This window comes from Rhodococcus sp. PSBB066, from assembly GCF_017068255.1.
Taxonomy (GTDB): Bacteria; Actinomycetota; Actinomycetes; order Mycobacteriales; family Mycobacteriaceae; genus Rhodococcus; species Rhodococcus aetherivorans.
The window spans coordinates 638,592-653,191 of record NZ_CP070859.1 but is presented as its reverse complement, the minus strand read 5'-3'; the positions used below and the strand labels follow the sequence as shown (position 1 = coordinate 653,191).

General features: G+C 69.4%; 14 protein-coding genes. 6 read left to right on the top strand and 8 right to left on the bottom strand.

Annotated features, from left to right (window positions below):
• Positions 1-29: 29 nt before the first annotated feature.
• Together JYA75_RS03020 and mihF are read right to left on the bottom strand one after the other, a co-directional pair.
• Complete coding sequence (locus JYA75_RS03020; protein ID WP_006944562.1) at positions 30-947, bottom strand: cation diffusion facilitator family transporter; 918 nt, start codon at positions 945-947, stop codon at positions 30-32.
• 119 nt (positions 948-1,066) lie between these two features.
• The gene (gene mihF / locus JYA75_RS03015) at positions 1,067-1,384 is read right to left on the bottom strand and encodes an integration host factor, actinobacterial type (RefSeq protein ID WP_161996612.1); all 318 of its coding nucleotides are present in this window, start codon (positions 1,382-1,384) and stop codon (positions 1,067-1,069) included.
• Between the two features lie 202 nt (positions 1,385-1,586).
• Here mihF and JYA75_RS03010 point away from each other — a divergent pair, with 202 nt between their 5' ends.
• The 3 genes from JYA75_RS03010 to JYA75_RS03000 all read left to right on the top strand — a co-directional run bounded on the left by JYA75_RS03010 (position 1,587) and on the right by JYA75_RS03000 (position 4,712).
• Positions 1,587-2,216 carry a TetR/AcrR family transcriptional regulator gene (locus tag JYA75_RS03010; RefSeq protein ID WP_044476384.1) on the top strand — a complete coding sequence of 210 codons (630 nt, stop codon included), beginning with the start codon at positions 1,587-1,589 and terminating at the stop codon, positions 2,214-2,216.
• 175 nt (positions 2,217-2,391) lie between these two features.
• Positions 2,392-3,453, top strand: coding sequence for a phosphotransferase family protein (locus JYA75_RS03005; RefSeq protein ID WP_043798781.1), 1,062 nt, complete (start codon positions 2,392-2,394; stop codon positions 3,451-3,453).
• Between the two features lie 29 nt (positions 3,454-3,482).
• Positions 3,483-4,712, top strand: a complete 1,230-nt coding sequence (locus tag JYA75_RS03000; protein WP_006944558.1) for an acyl-CoA dehydrogenase family protein — start codon at positions 3,483-3,485, stop codon at positions 4,710-4,712.
• Positions 4,713-5,020: 308 nt separating this feature from the next.
• On the opposite strand, the gene JYA75_RS02995 is transcribed toward JYA75_RS03000, so the two are convergent.
• Positions 5,021-6,577, bottom strand: a complete 1,557-nt coding sequence (locus tag JYA75_RS02995; protein ID WP_044476383.1) for a SulP family inorganic anion transporter — start codon at positions 6,575-6,577, stop codon at positions 5,021-5,023.
• A 193-nt stretch (positions 6,578-6,770) separates the two neighbouring features.
• Here JYA75_RS02995 and JYA75_RS02990 point away from each other — a divergent pair, with 193 nt between their 5' ends.
• Positions 6,771-7,148, top strand: a complete 378-nt coding sequence (locus JYA75_RS02990) for a MerR family transcriptional regulator (protein ID WP_006944555.1) — start codon at positions 6,771-6,773, stop codon at positions 7,146-7,148.
• A gap of 368 nt (positions 7,149-7,516) precedes the next feature.
• Here the strand turns inward: JYA75_RS02990 and JYA75_RS02985 are convergent, their stop codons facing one another.
• From JYA75_RS02985 to JYA75_RS02975, 3 genes are all read right to left on the bottom strand, one after another.
• Positions 7,517-9,058 (bottom strand): acyl-CoA synthetase, encoded by a 1,542-nt coding sequence (locus JYA75_RS02985; protein WP_185713439.1) that lies wholly within the window; start codon positions 9,056-9,058, stop codon positions 7,517-7,519.
• Positions 9,059-9,225: 167 nt separating this feature from the next.
• On the bottom strand, positions 9,226-10,572 hold the full coding sequence (locus JYA75_RS02980; protein ID WP_185713440.1) for an MFS transporter: 1,347 nt from the start codon (positions 10,570-10,572) through the stop codon (positions 9,226-9,228).
• A 446-nt stretch (positions 10,573-11,018) separates the two neighbouring features.
• A complete protein-coding gene (locus JYA75_RS02975) occupies positions 11,019-11,942 on the bottom strand; it encodes an AEC family transporter (protein ID WP_185713441.1) in 924 nt (307 codons plus the stop codon).
• Between the two features lie 46 nt (positions 11,943-11,988).
• Here JYA75_RS02975 and JYA75_RS02970 point away from each other — a divergent pair, with 46 nt between their 5' ends.
• Complete coding sequence (locus JYA75_RS02970; RefSeq protein WP_239010524.1) at positions 11,989-12,495, top strand: CGNR zinc finger domain-containing protein; 507 nt, start codon at positions 11,989-11,991, stop codon at positions 12,493-12,495.
• 177 nt (positions 12,496-12,672) lie between these two features.
• On the opposite strand, the gene JYA75_RS29065 is transcribed toward JYA75_RS02970, so the two are convergent.
• Positions 12,673-12,795: a hypothetical protein gene (locus JYA75_RS29065; RefSeq protein ID WP_258008691.1), complete on the bottom strand. Its 123-nt coding sequence runs from the start codon at positions 12,793-12,795 to the stop codon at positions 12,673-12,675.
• A gap of 34 nt (positions 12,796-12,829) precedes the next feature.
• A complete protein-coding gene (locus JYA75_RS02965) occupies positions 12,830-13,609 on the bottom strand; it encodes an acetoin reductase (RefSeq protein ID WP_185713443.1) in 780 nt (259 codons plus the stop codon).
• Positions 13,610-13,748: 139 nt separating this feature from the next.
• Between JYA75_RS02965 and JYA75_RS02960 the strand changes: the two genes are divergently transcribed.
• Entirely contained in the window at positions 13,749-14,420 is a 672-nt protein-coding gene (locus JYA75_RS02960) for a helix-turn-helix domain-containing protein (protein WP_006944546.1), read from the top strand.
• The last annotated feature ends 180 nt before the right edge of the window (positions 14,421-14,600 follow it).

The window sequence follows — 14,600 nt, the reverse complement described above, 5'->3', positions numbered from 1 at the left end:
GCCGACGACCGTGACGAGGCGGACCGGGGTCAGGCGTTGCCGGGCCCGGCGGTGGCCGGTTCCACGTGGATGAAGGTCTCGGTGTGCGGCAGCACCGCGTCGATGGCTGCCTCGATGCGGTCGGCCATGTCGTGGGCGGTCCGCACGGTCCAGTCGCCCGGAACGGTCACGACGACGAACACCTGGCGTTGCCGGCCCGATTCGACGGTGCGCAGCGGCGCGAACTCGACCGGGCACTCGGCGCGGAACCGGTCCAGCACGGCGTTGACCTGGTCCTGTTCGTGCTGGGGGAGGGCGGCGCTGAGCAGGCCGCTGACCGAGCCGCGAAGCAGCCGGTATCCGGTCCACAGGATGTTGACACCCACGACGAGGGCCACGATCGGATCCAAGGGTTCCCAGCCGGTGACGGTGACCAGCACGATGCCGACGATCACTCCGGCGGAGGTCCACACGTCGGTCAACAGGTGCTTGCCGTCCGCGACGAGTGTGATCGAGCGGTGCGTGCGACCCACGCGCTGCAGGGTGATCCCGACGGCCAGGTTGATCAGGGAGGCGACGGTCGTCAGGGCCAGCCCGAGCCCGGGCTGGACGAGCGGAATCGGACTGATCAGGCGTTCGATCGCGGTCCAGACGATCGCGGTGGCCGCGACGAAGATCATCGCACCCTCGACCAGGGCGGAGACGTACTCGGCCTTGCCGTGACCGAAGTGGTGGCTGGCGTCCGGGGGCCGGGCCGCCACCCGCAGTGCGATCAGCGCCACCACCGCGGCGACGAGGTTGACCCCGGATTCGAGGGCGTCGGAGAGGAACCCGACCGAGCCGGTTGCCCATGCGGCGCTCGCCTTGAGGACGATGGTGACCACGGCGGCGGCCAGCGAGAGCAGCATGAAGCGGAACAGCAGCCGATCCTGCCGCTGCCGCGATTCGGGCGTCGACGTCGTCCCCATCGGCTCCTCCCGGTCCGTCGGTCTCCTCGGTCGCGGAGCGCGCGGTCGGCGCAGAACGCGCCCGGGCAGGTGTTCCCACTTCGGGGCGCGGGAACACCTGCGTCGGGTCGGACGGTGCGTCAGGCGGCCGTCGTGGCGTCGAGCAGCGCCTGACGCTGGTTGGTGCCGAGGCCTCCGATGCGGCGGGTGTCCGGGATCGACAGCTGCTCGAGGAGCTTGGCGGCCTTGACCGCGCCGACGCCGGGCAGCGCCTTGATCAGGGCCGAGACCTTCGTCTTCTTCACGACCTCGTCGGTCTCCGCCTTGTCGAGCACGGCCGAGACGTCGAGCTCTCCGGCCTTGACGGCGGCGAGCAGCTCGCTGCGGGCCTTGCGCACTTCGGCGGCCTTGGCGAGTGCGGCGGTGCGCTGTTCGTCGGTGAGAACGGGTGCTGGCATGACGGCCCCCTGTGTTGTCCGATGGTGAGCGGCCCCGGGCGAGGCTGCCGCGGCTGATGCTGCCAGGTCGGACCGACAATTCGTCGTTCCGGCACGCGGGGACGGCAGATCCGCGGGGTTCGCGGTGCGGATCCGGCCGATCCCGGCCCGTGCCCTGCGACTACGCTGTCACCGGTTCACGACCGGCGGGACGGAGTTGACGATGTGCGCGGCGAAGGCGGCTACGGTCGGGACCGGCAACGGCCGGCAGGCGATCCTCGACTCGGCGATGCGGAACATGAACGAGCGCGGGTACCACGGCACCTCGATGCGCGACATCGCCCGGGACGCCGACATCACCGTCGCCTCGATCTACCACCACTTCAAGTCCAAGCAGGAGATTCTACAGGACATCATGACCCGGGCGCTGCACGATGCGATCGCCATGACCCGCGGGGCGTTGCTGCGGGCGGGGGGTTCGCCGGACGCGCAGCTGCAGGCGCTGGTGCGCGCGTGGGTCATGTTCCACACCACCCGGCAGCTCGATGCGCTGGTCGGTGCGACGGAACTGCGCAGCCTGAACGAGGCCGGCCGCCGGCTCGTCGTCGCGCTGCGTGACGAACAGGAGGGTCTGTTCCGCGACGTCGTCGAGCGGGGCGTCGAGGAGGGGGCCTTCGAGGTGGAGTTCCCGCGCGATGCGGTGCGCGGGATCATCAACATGGGCCAGTCGGTGTGCGCCTGGTGGCGGTCCGACGGGCCGCTGCGGCCGGAGGAGCTCGCGGACCGCTACGCGGATCTGGCCCTGGCGATGGTGCAGCACCGTCCCCGTCACGGCGGCCTCTCCGATTCCTAACGATTGATCGGCTGCCGCCTCTTCGGTGCTGCAGCATTTTCCTCTCGAATCGGCATTATCGCAGATGAATCCCCGTCCGTCGGTGACCGTGTTGACACCGAACGCTCGTTCGGCGACTCTGTAGGTCATCCGAACGATCGTTTGGCCGACAGGCCGACGCAGGAAGGAATCCGCGATGACTGCATCGCCTGCGGGCGCCGTCGCCGACCTCGATCTCGACGCGCTGACCGCCCACCTGCAGCGCGTACTCGGCGGTGAGGTCACCGGCGCGCTCACCGCCTCCCTCATCGGCGGTGGCCGCTCCAACCCCACCTACCGGCTCGCCGACGACGAGCACGCATGGGTGCTGCGCCGACCGCCGTACGGGCACGTGCTGCCCAGCGCGCACGACATGCGGCGCGAGTTCACCGTCATCAACGCCCTCGGTGGCACGTCCGTCCCCGTGCCCCGCGCGGTGCACCTGTGCGAGGACGAGAGCATCCTCGGCGCGAAGTTCTATCTGATGGAACTCGTCGACGGCGTGGCCGTCGGCACCGTCGAACAGGCCTCGGCCCTCACCGCCGACGAGCGTCGCCGCCTCGGGTTCTCGCTCGCCGACACCCTGGCCGCGCTGCACGACATCGACCCCGACGCCGTCGGGCTCGGCAGCTTCGGCCGTCCGGACGGCTACCTCGAGCGCCAGCTCGGCCGGTGGGCGAAGCAGTGGGAGGCCTCTCGCCGCGTCGACCGGCCCGAGGTGGCGGTGCTGCTCGACAAGCTCCGTCGCGCGCTGCCGCAGACCCGCCACCCCGGGATCGTCCACGGCGACGTCAAGCTCGACAACGTCCTCGCCGCGCCGCAGGATCGCGGACGCATCGCCGCCGTGCTCGACTGGGAGATGGCCACCCTCGGCGACACCCTCGCCGACGTGGGAATCATGCTGAGCTTCTGGGATGTTCCCGGTGCGGCATACAACCCCATCACCCGCGGCCTCGCCACCCTCGACGGATTCCCCACCCGCACGGAACTGCTCGAGCGCTACGCCGCCGCGCGCGGAATCGATCTCGCCGACATCGACTGGTACACCGTCTTCGCCGACTTCAAGATCGCCGTCATCCTCGAGGGCATCGGTGCCCGCCACGACCGGGGCGAGACGGTGGGGGAGGGGTTCGACGGCATCGCCGACATGGTCGGGCCGTTGCTCCGGCGCGCCCTCGATCTCGCTGCCACCTCGGCCCTTCCCGAACTGCGCCGCTAGGCGATCACTCCCTCAGAATCGGAGCAACAATGGATTTCGAATACAGCCCCAAGGTCCGCGAACTGCAGGACCGGCTCACCGGCTTCCTGCAGGAACGCATCCTGCCGGCCGAGCCGATCGCCGCGCAGCAGCTCGCGAGCAAGCCCGACTACTGGGGTGCCCCGCCGATCATGGCCGACCTCAAGGCTTCCGCCAAGCGGCAGGGGCTGTGGAACCTCTTCCTCCCCGAGGCGGGCGGGGCCGGCCTGACCAATCTCGAATACGCCCCGCTGGCCGAATTGACCGGATGGAGCCCGCATCTCGCCCCGGAGGCGCTCAACTGCGCCGCGCCGGACACCGGGAACATGGAGCTGCTCGCCCGCTACGGCACCGACGCCCAGAAGCAGCAGTGGCTCGGCCCCCTGCTGGAAGGTGAGATCCGGTCCTGCTTCTCGATGACCGAACCCGACGTCGCCAGCTCGGACGCGAGCAACGTCCGCCTCGAGATCGCCGACGACGGCGACGAGTGGGTGCTCACCGGACGCAAATGGTGGTCCACCGCCGCACTGCGGGAGGACTGCCGCGTCGCGATGGTCATGGGGGTCACCGATCCCGGCGCTCCGGCCGGATCCCGGCACTCCATCGTGCTGGTCCCGATGGAGACGCCGGGCCTGGACATCGTCCGCTCCACGTCCGTGCTCGGGTTCGACGACCGGCACGAGGGCGGGCACGGCGAGATCGTCTTCGACCGGGTGCGGGTGCCCAAGGCGAACCTGCTCGGCCCGCGCGGCAAGGGTTTCGCCGTCGCGCAGGCCCGCCTGGGCCCGGGCCGGATCCACCACTGCATGCGCCTGATCGGCATGGCCGAACGCGCCGTCGCGCTGATGACGGAGCGGGCGCGCACCCGCGTCGCATTCGGCAGGCCGCTGGCCGACGAAGGGGTCGTGCAGGCCACCGTCGCCGACGCACGCATCCAGGTGGATGCGGCCCGCCTGATGGTGCTGCGCGCCGCGTGGCGGATGGATGTCGAGGGCGCCAAGGCCGCCCGGCACGACATCGCCGCCGCCAAGGTCATGGTGCCGCTGACGGTGAAGAAGATCGTCGACGACGCCATCCAGATCTTCGGCGGTGCGGGCCTGTCCCAGGACACACCGCTCGCAATGCTGTACTCGCAGGCGCGGTTCCTGCAGATCGCCGACGGCCCCGATCAGGTGCACCGCCGGTCCCTCGCTCGCGCCGAGTTCGCCGCGACTCCGGTGCTGCGCGAGGTCCGCGGATAGGACCACACCCCACCGCGACGACGACGGCAGGGTGAGTGGGGCGGCAGGGGAGACGGCGAGCATCCACGCCGGAGTGTGCTCGTCGTGGCGGGGCCGCTCCTGCGCGCCGTCGACATCCGGATTCGCGACGAGAACGACGGCCGCCCAACACCGGGTGTGCAGGTGCCCCGAGGGATCGCACTCGGTCGGCCACACTCCGGCGTCGATCCGCGCGACTTCGGAACCGGTAGATCCACCACTCGCACCGGCCGGGCGGTGCGCAGCTCGTCGAGCACGCGCCCGCATGGACGAGGCGAGCACACCGGCAGCTAGTGACCTTCGCCGAGTCGCCCGGAGAGCCGGTCGAGGCGTTCGAGGCCGGCGCCGTCGAGGCCGACGATCTCGACGCTCTTACCTTTGTTGGCGTACTTGTGCCGGATCGCGTCGAGGGTGGCCACGGTGGAGGCGTCCCAGATGTCGGCGCCGGTCAGGTCGATGACGACGTTGCGCGGGTCGCCCACGTAGTCGAACTGGTAGATCAGGTCGTTGGAGGAGGCGAAGAACAGCTCGCCGTGCACCTTGTAGACACGGGTGTCGACCTTGCCGTCGTGGTCGGTGTCGGCTTCGGAGACCTTCTCGATGCTGGTCAGGTGGGCGACCCGGCGGGCGAAGAGCACCATCGCGGTGACCACGCCGAGGATCACCCCGATCGCGAGGTTGTGGGTGATCACGGTCGCGGCGACCGTCACCAGCATCACGAGGGTTTCGCTGCGCGGCATCAGCTTCAGGGTGCGCGGGGCGATGCTGTGCCAGTCGAGGGTGGCGACCGACACCATGATCATCACCGCCACGAGGGCGGCCATGGGGATCAGGGCGACGACGTCACCGAGGGCGACGACGAGGATCAGGAGGAACACCCCGGCCAGGAAGGTGGAGATGCGGGTGCGGGCCCCGGAGACCTTGACGTTGATCATGGTCTGGCCGATCATCGCGCAGCCGCCCATGCCGCCGAAGAATCCGGTGACCAGGTTGGCAACCCCCTGGCCCCAGCCCTCACGGGTCTTGTTCGAGTGGGTGTCGGTGATGTCGTCGACCAGTTTGGCGGTCATCAGGGATTCGAGCAGGCCGACCAGGGCCATCGCGAGCGCGTAGGGGGCGATGATCGCGAAGGTCTGCGTGGTCAGCGGCACGTCGGGGAGGAACAGCGCCGGGAGGGACTCGGGCAGCGCACCCTCGTCGCCGACGTTCGGCACGTCCCAGCCGAAGGCGAGCACGGCGGCGGTGAGCACCGCGATCGCCACCAGCGGCGCCGGGACCACGGAAGTGAGCTTGGGGAGGAACACCATCACGCCGAGTCCGACGGCGACCAGCGGGTAGACCAACCACGGGACGTCGATCAGGTGCGGCAGCTGGGCGGTGAAGATCAGGACGGCCAGGGCGTTGACGAAGCCCACCATGACGCTGCGCGGGATGAACCGCATCAGCTTGGCCACTCCGAGGACCGACAGCACCACCTGGAACAGGCCGCCCAGGAGGACGGTGGCGACGAGATAGTCGAAGCCGTGCTCGCGGGCCACCGGCGCGACGACCAACGCGATCGCGGCGGTGGCGGCAGAGATCATCGCCGGCCGGCCACCGACGATGGAGATCGTCACGGCCATGGTGAACGAGGCGAACAGCCCGACCCGCGGGTCGACGCCGGCGATGATCGAGAACGAAATCGCCTCCGGGATCAGTGCCAGGGCCACGACCAGGCCGGCCAGGATCTCGGTCTTCAGGCGTTTCGGGGAGCGCAGGGCGGCGCGCACCGAGAGGACGGGATCGTCGTCCGCCTCGTGGACCGCCGGCGCGTTGCCGGCAGGAGTTGTCCCGGCAGGAGTTGTCACAGTCGTGTCTTCTTTCCATGAGAAGCCGGGGGCGACGCCCCCGCGCGGGCGGGACGGCATCGTCTCGTCCGCGGAACCCGCAGAACTCTACCCTCCGGTGAGGGTAGAGTTCGAATCGAGGGTCGGGCCGCTCGCTACGGTGGAGGCGCGACCGGGAGGAAAGGGTGCGGCTGTGACTATCGATTCGGGGCATATGCAGATCGGGCAGGTGGCTGCGCGCACCGAGCTGTCGATCAAGACCATCCGTCACTACGACGAGGTCGGCCTGGTCACCCCGTCCGCCCGCAGCGCCGGCGGGTTCCGCCTCTACACCGAGGACGACGTGCAGCGCCTGCTGGTGATCCGGCGGATGAAACCGCTCGGGTTCACCCTCGACGAGATGCGCGCGTTGCTCGCCGCTCTCGATCGGATCGCCGCCGCCGCGACCTCCGGGCAGGGGGCCGCCGACGCACGCGGCGTGCTGGCGGAGTTCCATCGGCGGGCCGAGGACAGTTGCGCTCGTCTGCGCACGCAGCTCGCGTACGCGGAAGAACTCACCACCATCCTGGGTGAGCACGCCACCGGAGCCTGACCCTGCCGTCGGCGTCGGCGGTGACTGCGCCGAGGACGGGCACCGGATCCCGCGCCCGCCGGCGACCGCGTCGCCGGCATCGATTTCGATGTGGACGTGACCGCCCGCGGACAGCGGCCCCGACGCGACCGCATCGAACTGAGCTGTCACCGGGATGCCGTGCAGTGGGCGGCCGCCGACACGTTCGGCTGTAGCGGCTACTGCGGGCGCAGTGGAGCGAACTGGAACCGCTGCTGCGGCCGGGACGGCTGCGGGCTGCCGAACCGGCGAGAACGCACCCGCGAACCGACGACGACTCGGCCTGCCGCGTTCGCAACGAGCGGCAGGCCGAGTCGTTTTCGTCGTCGACCGGGTTTCCCGGCCCGGCGTCACACCGGTGTGTCGACGAAGCGCTCCTTCAGCTTGCGCTTGACCAGCTTGCCGGTCGGTGTCCGGGGCATGTCGTCACTGAACACGATCCGGCGCGGGAGCTTGTACTTGGCGAGGCGACCGCGGAGGTGGTCGGCCAGTTCGGCGGCGAGCGCGTCGTCGCCGTCGAAGCCGGGGGCCGGTTGGATCACCGCGGTGACGATCTCGCCCATCTCGGCATCGGGCACCCCGATCACGCCGGCGTCGAGGACCTTGGGGTGCTCGACGAGCGCGTTCTCGATCTCCTGCGGGTAGATGTTGACTCCGCCGGAGATGATCATGAACGAATCACGGTCGGTGAGGAACAGATACCCGTCCTCGTCCAGGTAACCGACGTCGCCGGTCGTCGTCCACGCCGGGTGGTGCGGGTGCTGGGCGTCGCGGGTCTTCTCCGGTGCGTTGTGGTACTCGAACGGCAGCAGGTCGCGTTCGAAATAGATCGTGCCGATCTGCCCCGCCGGCAGTTCTTCGCCGTTCTCGCCGCAGATGTGGACGACGCCGAGCGCGGCCCGGCCCACCGTGCCGGGTTTGCGCAGCCATTCCTCCGTGTCGACGAGGGTGAGGCCGTTGAGTTCGGTGGAGGAGTAGTACTCCGACAGGATCGGGCCCCACCACGCGATCATCTGCCGCTTGACCTCGACCGGGCAGGGGGCCGCGGCGTGCACGGCGACCTGCAGGCTGGACACGTCGTAGCGGGAGCGCACGTCCTCCGGCAGTTTGAGCATGCGCACGAACATGGTGGGCACCCACTGGCTGTAGGTGACCCGGTACCGCTCGATGTATTCGAGGGCCTTCTCGGGGTCGAAGCGGCCCATCACGACGACCGTGCCGCCGAGGGCCTGCACCGCGGCGCAGGTGCGCAACGGTGCCGCGTGGTACAGCGGTGCGGGGGACAGGTACACCGTCTCCGGATTTACGCCCCACACCGAGGCGTTCATGGCGGTCATCGTGTCACCGGGTTCGTGAACCTGGCGGTCGGGCAGCGCGGGCTTGATGCCCTTGGGGCGGCCCGTGGTGCCGGACGAGTAGAGCATGTCCGCCCCCCGGGGCTGATCGGCGGGCGCGGCATCCGACTCGGCGGCCGCGGCCGCGTCCAGGTCGGCGTATCCGGGGAGCGTGCCACCGAAGGCGAGCCGGTGTTCGGTGTTCGGCAGCAGAGTGGGAAGCACCCGGGCGATCTCCTCCAGCGCGGCGTCGACGAGCACGGCCTTCGCGCCGCAGTCGTCGACGATGTAGGCGGCCTCGCCGGGAGTGAGATGCCAGTTCACCATCGTGACGTAGAGGCCCGACCGCATTGCCGCCCAGTAGATGTCGAACACCCGGGGAGTGTTGGTGGCGAGCACCGCGACGTGGTCTCCGCGGCGCAGTCCCAGCGTGCGGAGGTGGCGGGCGATGCGGATCGAGTTGGCTTCGAGCTCGGCGAAGGTGACCGTCCGGCCGGTGTCGGCCATGATCACGGCCGGCTTGTGCGCAGTGGTGTCGAGGTAGGCACCGGGATACATGGGGTCTCCAGTGTTCGTTCGGGCGGAGAGTCAGTGGCGCCCGGGAGGGCAGTGGCGCCGAAGGGTCAGTGGCGCCGAAGGGTCAGTGGCGCCGAAGGGTCAGTGGCGCCGAAGGGTCAGTGGCGCCGAAGGGGCAGTGGCGCCGAAGGGTCAGTGGCGCCGGGAGGTCAGGCGCGACGACGGGCGAGGGCCACCAGGCAGGCGAGGGCGAGGACCGAGAGCGCCGCGATGAGCAGCCCCACGCGCCAGAGGTTGGCGACCTCCCCGTTGATCAGCGCGACCATTGCCATGGGCGCCATGCCGCCGAGGATCGATGCCGCCTGGTACCCCAGGGACGCTCCGGAGTAACGGATCTCCGGGGGGAAGAGTTCGGCGAACAGGGCGGCCTGCGGCCCGGTCTGGAACGACATCACCACGCAGGAGACGATCAGCGCGACGGCCAGCGGCCAGATGTCCTCCGACGAGGACGCCCCGATGAGCAGCCACATCGGCACGGCCCACAGGCCCATGCCGACGATGCCGATGCCGTAGATCAGCTTGCGGCCGTAGCGGTCCGACAGGTAGGCGGTCAGCGGCACCATCGGCACGAGTACACCCGCGGCGATCAGGATGATCGCCAGCACGTCCGAACGGGTGATGCCGAGGTTGGTCGTGGCCACCTGCACCGAGCCGGTGATGGTGATGTAGAACATCACGATGCCGACGAGATAGGTGCCGCCGGCCATGAGCACGGTGCCGCTGTTGTGCCGGAGGACTTCGAGGACCGGGGAACGCCGCTGGGCCGGCGCGGCCGCGAGCTTGGCCTCCACCTGCTGGAACTCGGGGGTCTCCTCGAGGTAGCGGTGGATGGCGAAGGCGACGAACAGCATGAACAGGCTGATCCAGAACGGCACGCGCCAGCCCCATGAGGTGAACGCCTCGGGCGAGACCGCCCACGCCACCGCCAGGAAGACCGCGTTGCCCATCACCACGCCGATCGGGATGCCGAGCTGGGCGAAGCTTCCGTAGAAGCCGCGGCGATGGGCCGGGGCGTACTCGGTGGCCAGCAGGACCGCGCCGCCCCACTGCGCCCCGACCGCCAGTCCCTGGCAGATGCGCAGCAGGACGAGCATCGCGGGGGCGAGCCAGGTGATCGACGTGTTCGGCACGAAGCCGATCAGGGTGGTCGCGACACCCATGAGCAGGATGGCGGTCACGAGTACCGGCTTGCGCCCGTACTTGTCGCCGAAGTGGCCCGAGACGATCCCGCCGATGGGGCGGGCGACGAAGCCGACCGCGACGGTGGCGAACGAATTGAGCGCGGCCACGACCTCGCTGCCGGTGGCGAAGAACGTCTTGTTGAACACGAGCGCCGCGGCGGTGGCATAGATGAAGAAGTCGTACCACTCGAGGGAGGTCGACACCGCGGCAGCGAACGCGGCCTTGCGGGCCGCCCGGCGCGAGTGCGGCGGGGCGGCGGGTGGCGGAGAGCTGGGCGCCGTCTCCTGCGCCTGTGGAACCGAGGGGGTGGCCATGGCTGCCCTTCCTGCGAACGTGTGTAGCCAATCGATCGTTCGGTTAGTAGTCGATAAGTTATGTGACGCGCCGCACAAAGTCAAACGCACGCCGAGGGTGAGGTCGGCCTCGTGGGGACCTGCGGGCGAGGGGCCCGTGGGACCAGCCGTCCTCGAGCGTGGGTCGTTCACCGCCTGGAGCTGGTCGGATAGCAATGTGTGGTGCTGGAGACGTGGTGTATACGACTGCTCCTGTGCGTGCGGGCAGGAACGCCTGTCAGGCGGGGCGGGGGCGCCGTCGGGGCTGAGCTCTCTGCGTAATCGTCCGAGTTTCGAGCCGACCGACTGTTTACTCGGCCTGCATGGATGCGTCGGCCGGGGCGGCGCGGCGAGATGTCTCGGCGTCGGCGGTCGCTGTGCGGGCGAGGTCGCTTCCCGGTGGTGCATCACGCCGTTGTCGTCGTGGGTCAGGTCGCTGTGGTCAGGTGAAGGATCAGGGGCAGAGTTACTACGGACAGGACTGTCTGCGCTCCGGTGATGGACGCCATCAGTTGCGAGTCGCCGCCCATACGCCTGGCGAGAATGTACGCCGAGGGCGCGGTGGGGACGGCGCAGATGAGCACGACGGCGGTCAGGGCTGCGGCGGTCAATCCCAGTGCACTTGCGAGGGCGGCGGCCGACAGGGGAAGGGCGACCAGTTTGATCGTCGACGCGATGGTGATGTCGAGGCCGTCGCGGAGCCGCACCCGAAGGGTGATCGCCGCCCCTGCCACGAGTGTGCCGGTGACAAGTGCGGGTTCTGCCAACATCTCCACCGGTACCGCAATCGCCGGGGGCAATCCGATGCCGGTGAGGTTGAGCGTCAGACCCGCAACGCATCCCAGAATCAAGGGATTGGTGCCCAGGTGGCGCCACGTACTCGACATTGCAGCCGCGTGATCGCGGGCACCGTAGAACGACAGCGCGGTGACCGACACGACGTTGACCAACGGAACCATCACCGATGCCGCGAGTGCGAAGTCGGCTACTCCGCCGGTGCCTTCGAGCGCCGAGGCGAACACCAGCCCGATGTAGGTGTTGATGCGGATGCTTCCTTGCACCAGCGACGTGAGCTGCGGTCCTTCGGCCCGTAGTGGTCGACGAAGGGCGACGAGCAACACGGACACAGCCAGGACCGGGATGGACAAACTGAGAAGCAACGGGACCGGCGATACCTCCCGCAACGGGGTCCGTGCGATCGATTCGACGAACAGCGCAGGCGTGAACACGTGGTAGCTCAGCCACTCCATCCCGCGCCAGAAGCCGGCGTCGGTGACGACACGGCGACGGAGGACTGCGCCCAGGGCGAGGATGAGAACGATGGGGAGAACGGCGGTGGTGACCAGGTGCACGCGACCACCGTGGTGCAATCGGTCAGTGCAGTTCAACCATGACAACATGACCGGTGCGCTGCTGGCCGCGGACCTCGTGAACCTCGGGGAGAGGGGCGTGTGGACCGTCCCGGAGGTCCAGGCCGTGTTTCGCGAGCACGTGATCCGGTGGTCGGATGTCGACAAGAGCGACGTGCCGGCGCTGCGTCGGTGGACGACCCGGCTCCGGGCGGTGTTCGTGGCGCCGGACGAGGAGCAACGCTGCCGGTCGATCAACGCCCTCCTGCTCGACGGGGTAGCCAGCGTGTATCTCACCACGCACGACAACCACCGTCCTCATCTGCATTTCACGCCGGACGAGAACGACCTCGTCGGGCGTGTGATGGCGGTCACCGCGGGTGGGCTCGCGATCTTCACCGTCGAGGCCGAGGGGGGTCGTCTGGGCGCGTGCGCGAACGCGGGATGCGTTCGAGTGTTCGTCGACACCAGCCGCAACGGCCGCCGGGCGTATTGCAGTGCCCGTTGCGGCAATGCGGACGCGGTACGCCGCCACCGAGCCAGGAAGTCCCACTGAGTGCCCGTGCACGACTGCATCGTCACGCAATCGATCAACGCAGTACAGGCCTTACACGCCAACTTTCGGGCCCGACGGGGAACGTCGGGCCGTCCTGGCGAACCTGTGGGGGCGAGGGGCAGCGAGGGTGGACGAACGATGCCGAGGTCCGCCGTTGCTCGAGTCCGGCTGTGCCCCTCAGTCGGTGTGGCCCGCGAGTTGCTCGGAGAGGGCGAACAGCTCGGGGGAGTACTTCGGCGCCATCACATGGTCGAGGAACACGAGCAGGGGAACCGCCAGTGCCCGTACCGCTCTGCTCAACAAGGGAGTCTCCTTCCGGTGTAGCGGGTTCGGCTCACCGGTAGACCAGGCCGCCGTCGATCAACCCGGACTGGCCGGTCATGTAGTCGGAGTCCGGGCCGGCCAGGTAGGAGACGTAGGCCGCGACGTCCTCCGGCGTCTGCGCGCGGCCGAGCGCGATGCCGCCGACGAACTTCTCGAACGTCGCTCCCTTCGGTGCCCCGGTCAATGCCGCGAAGCGTTCGTCGATGGTGACCCACATGTCGGTGCCGACGACGCCGGGGCAGTAGGCATTGACGGTGATTCCGTCGGACGCGTATTCCTTGGCCGCGGCCTGGGTGAGCGCCCTTACGGCGAACTTGGTTGCGGAGTACACCCCGAGCATCGCGAAGCCCTCGTGGCCGGCGATCGAGGACGCATTGATGATCTTGCCGCCGTGCCCGCGCTCGCGGAACTTGGCGGCGGCGATCTGGATGCCCCAGAGGACGCCTTCGACGTTGACCGCCATGATCCGGGACACCTCCTCCGGTGTCACGTCGGCGATGGGGTTCACCTGTGCGATGCCGGCGTTGTTGACGATGATGTCGAACCCGCCCAGTTCGGTCTCCGTCCGGTCGACGGCGGCTCGGATCTGCTCGCGGTCGGTCACGTCCGCAACGACGGAGATCGCCTTCGAGCCGGCGGCCCGCACCTCGTCCTCGACCGCGGCGAGCTTGCCGCCGTCGACGTCGAGCAGTGCGATGTCCGCACCGTCCGCCGCCAGCCGCAGCGCGATCGCCCGTCCGATGCCCTGCCCGGCGCCGGTGACCAGCGCGACCTTGCCTTCGATGCTCATACCGGCTCCCGTCCATAGTGACCTGTGTCACTCGAAGGGAACCAGTGCGGCGGGGGGTGCTCAAGCGTTGCAATGCGCTGCATCGGGGGTGGCGCCCGCGCCGGTAGGGTCGGATCCGGCACGACGGACGGAGGAACCCATGAGCACGCTGCAGACCCTCGATCGTGGTCTGCGCGCGCTCGACATCATCTCCCGTTCGCCCGCCGGTATCACGGTCGCGGACCTCGCCAAGGAACTCGGGATCGCGCGGGCGATCTCCTACCGGATCGTCGCAACGCTCGAATCGCACTCGCTGGTGGTGCGGGCCGACGACGGCCGGATCCGGCTCGGCGCCGGTGCCGCCGTCCTTGCGTCGCGGTTCGTGCCCCAGTTTCAGCATGCGGCCGGTCCGGTGCTGCACGACCTGGCCGAGCGCACGCAGGCGACGGCTTTCGTGTCCGCCGCGCAGGGGGACGAGTGCATCGTCATCCTCGTCGCGGAGCCGGAAGGGGCGCTCCTGCACGTGGGATACCGGGTGGGCAACCGGCACCCGCTCGACCGCGGGGCGGCGGGGATCGCGATCCTCGCGCTGCGACCCGAGGACGCGCGGGACCCCGAAGCGGTGAAGCAGGCCCGGGCGCTCGGCTACAGCGTCACGCGCGGACAGCTCGAGCGCGGCGCCGTGGGTGTCGCCGCCGGGGTGCGCGCGCCGCGGGGGGCCGGCCTCGAGTGCAGCGTCGGGGTGGTGGCCATCGCCGGTCTCGACGTCGATGCCGCGGCCCTCGCGGTCGGTGACGCGGCGGCACGGCTGAGCGCTCTGCTCACCGACTGACACTCCCATCGTCGTTCACCCGGACGTCGGCCCGGGATGGACGGAACTGTGGTCGGCGCCGAGAAGGCAAAGGCAAGAAGGTCATCGGCTCCTTGCCACTTTCAACATATAGCGCGCGGGGGGCCTTGCCGCAAGACCCCGGTGGTGCTGCAGAATCGCCAGCCGAAGCCGGAACCTGCG

Coding starts and splice junctions, on each gene's coding strand:
- JYA75_RS03020 (WP_006944562.1), bottom strand. CDS start 947: ATGGGGACGACGTCGACGCCCGAATCGCGGCAGCGGCAGGATCGGCTG.
- mihF (WP_161996612.1), bottom strand. CDS start 1,384: ATGCCAGCACCCGTTCTCACCGACGAACAGCGCACCGCCGCACTCGCC.
- JYA75_RS03010 (WP_044476384.1), top strand. CDS start 1,587: ATGTGCGCGGCGAAGGCGGCTACGGTCGGGACCGGCAACGGCCGGCAG.
- JYA75_RS03005 (WP_043798781.1), top strand. CDS start 2,392: ATGACTGCATCGCCTGCGGGCGCCGTCGCCGACCTCGATCTCGACGCG.
- JYA75_RS03000 (WP_006944558.1), top strand. CDS start 3,483: ATGGATTTCGAATACAGCCCCAAGGTCCGCGAACTGCAGGACCGGCTC.
- JYA75_RS02990 (WP_006944555.1), top strand. CDS start 6,771: ATGCAGATCGGGCAGGTGGCTGCGCGCACCGAGCTGTCGATCAAGACC.
- JYA75_RS02985 (WP_185713439.1), bottom strand. CDS start 9,058: ATGTATCCCGGTGCCTACCTCGACACCACTGCGCACAAGCCGGCCGTG.
- JYA75_RS02980 (WP_185713440.1), bottom strand. CDS start 10,572: ATGGCCACCCCCTCGGTTCCACAGGCGCAGGAGACGGCGCCCAGCTCT.
- JYA75_RS02970 (WP_239010524.1), top strand. CDS start 11,989: ATGACCGGTGCGCTGCTGGCCGCGGACCTCGTGAACCTCGGGGAGAGG.
- JYA75_RS02965 (WP_185713443.1), bottom strand. CDS start 13,609: ATGAGCATCGAAGGCAAGGTCGCGCTGGTCACCGGCGCCGGGCAGGGC.
- JYA75_RS02960 (WP_006944546.1), top strand. CDS start 13,749: ATGAGCACGCTGCAGACCCTCGATCGTGGTCTGCGCGCGCTCGACATC.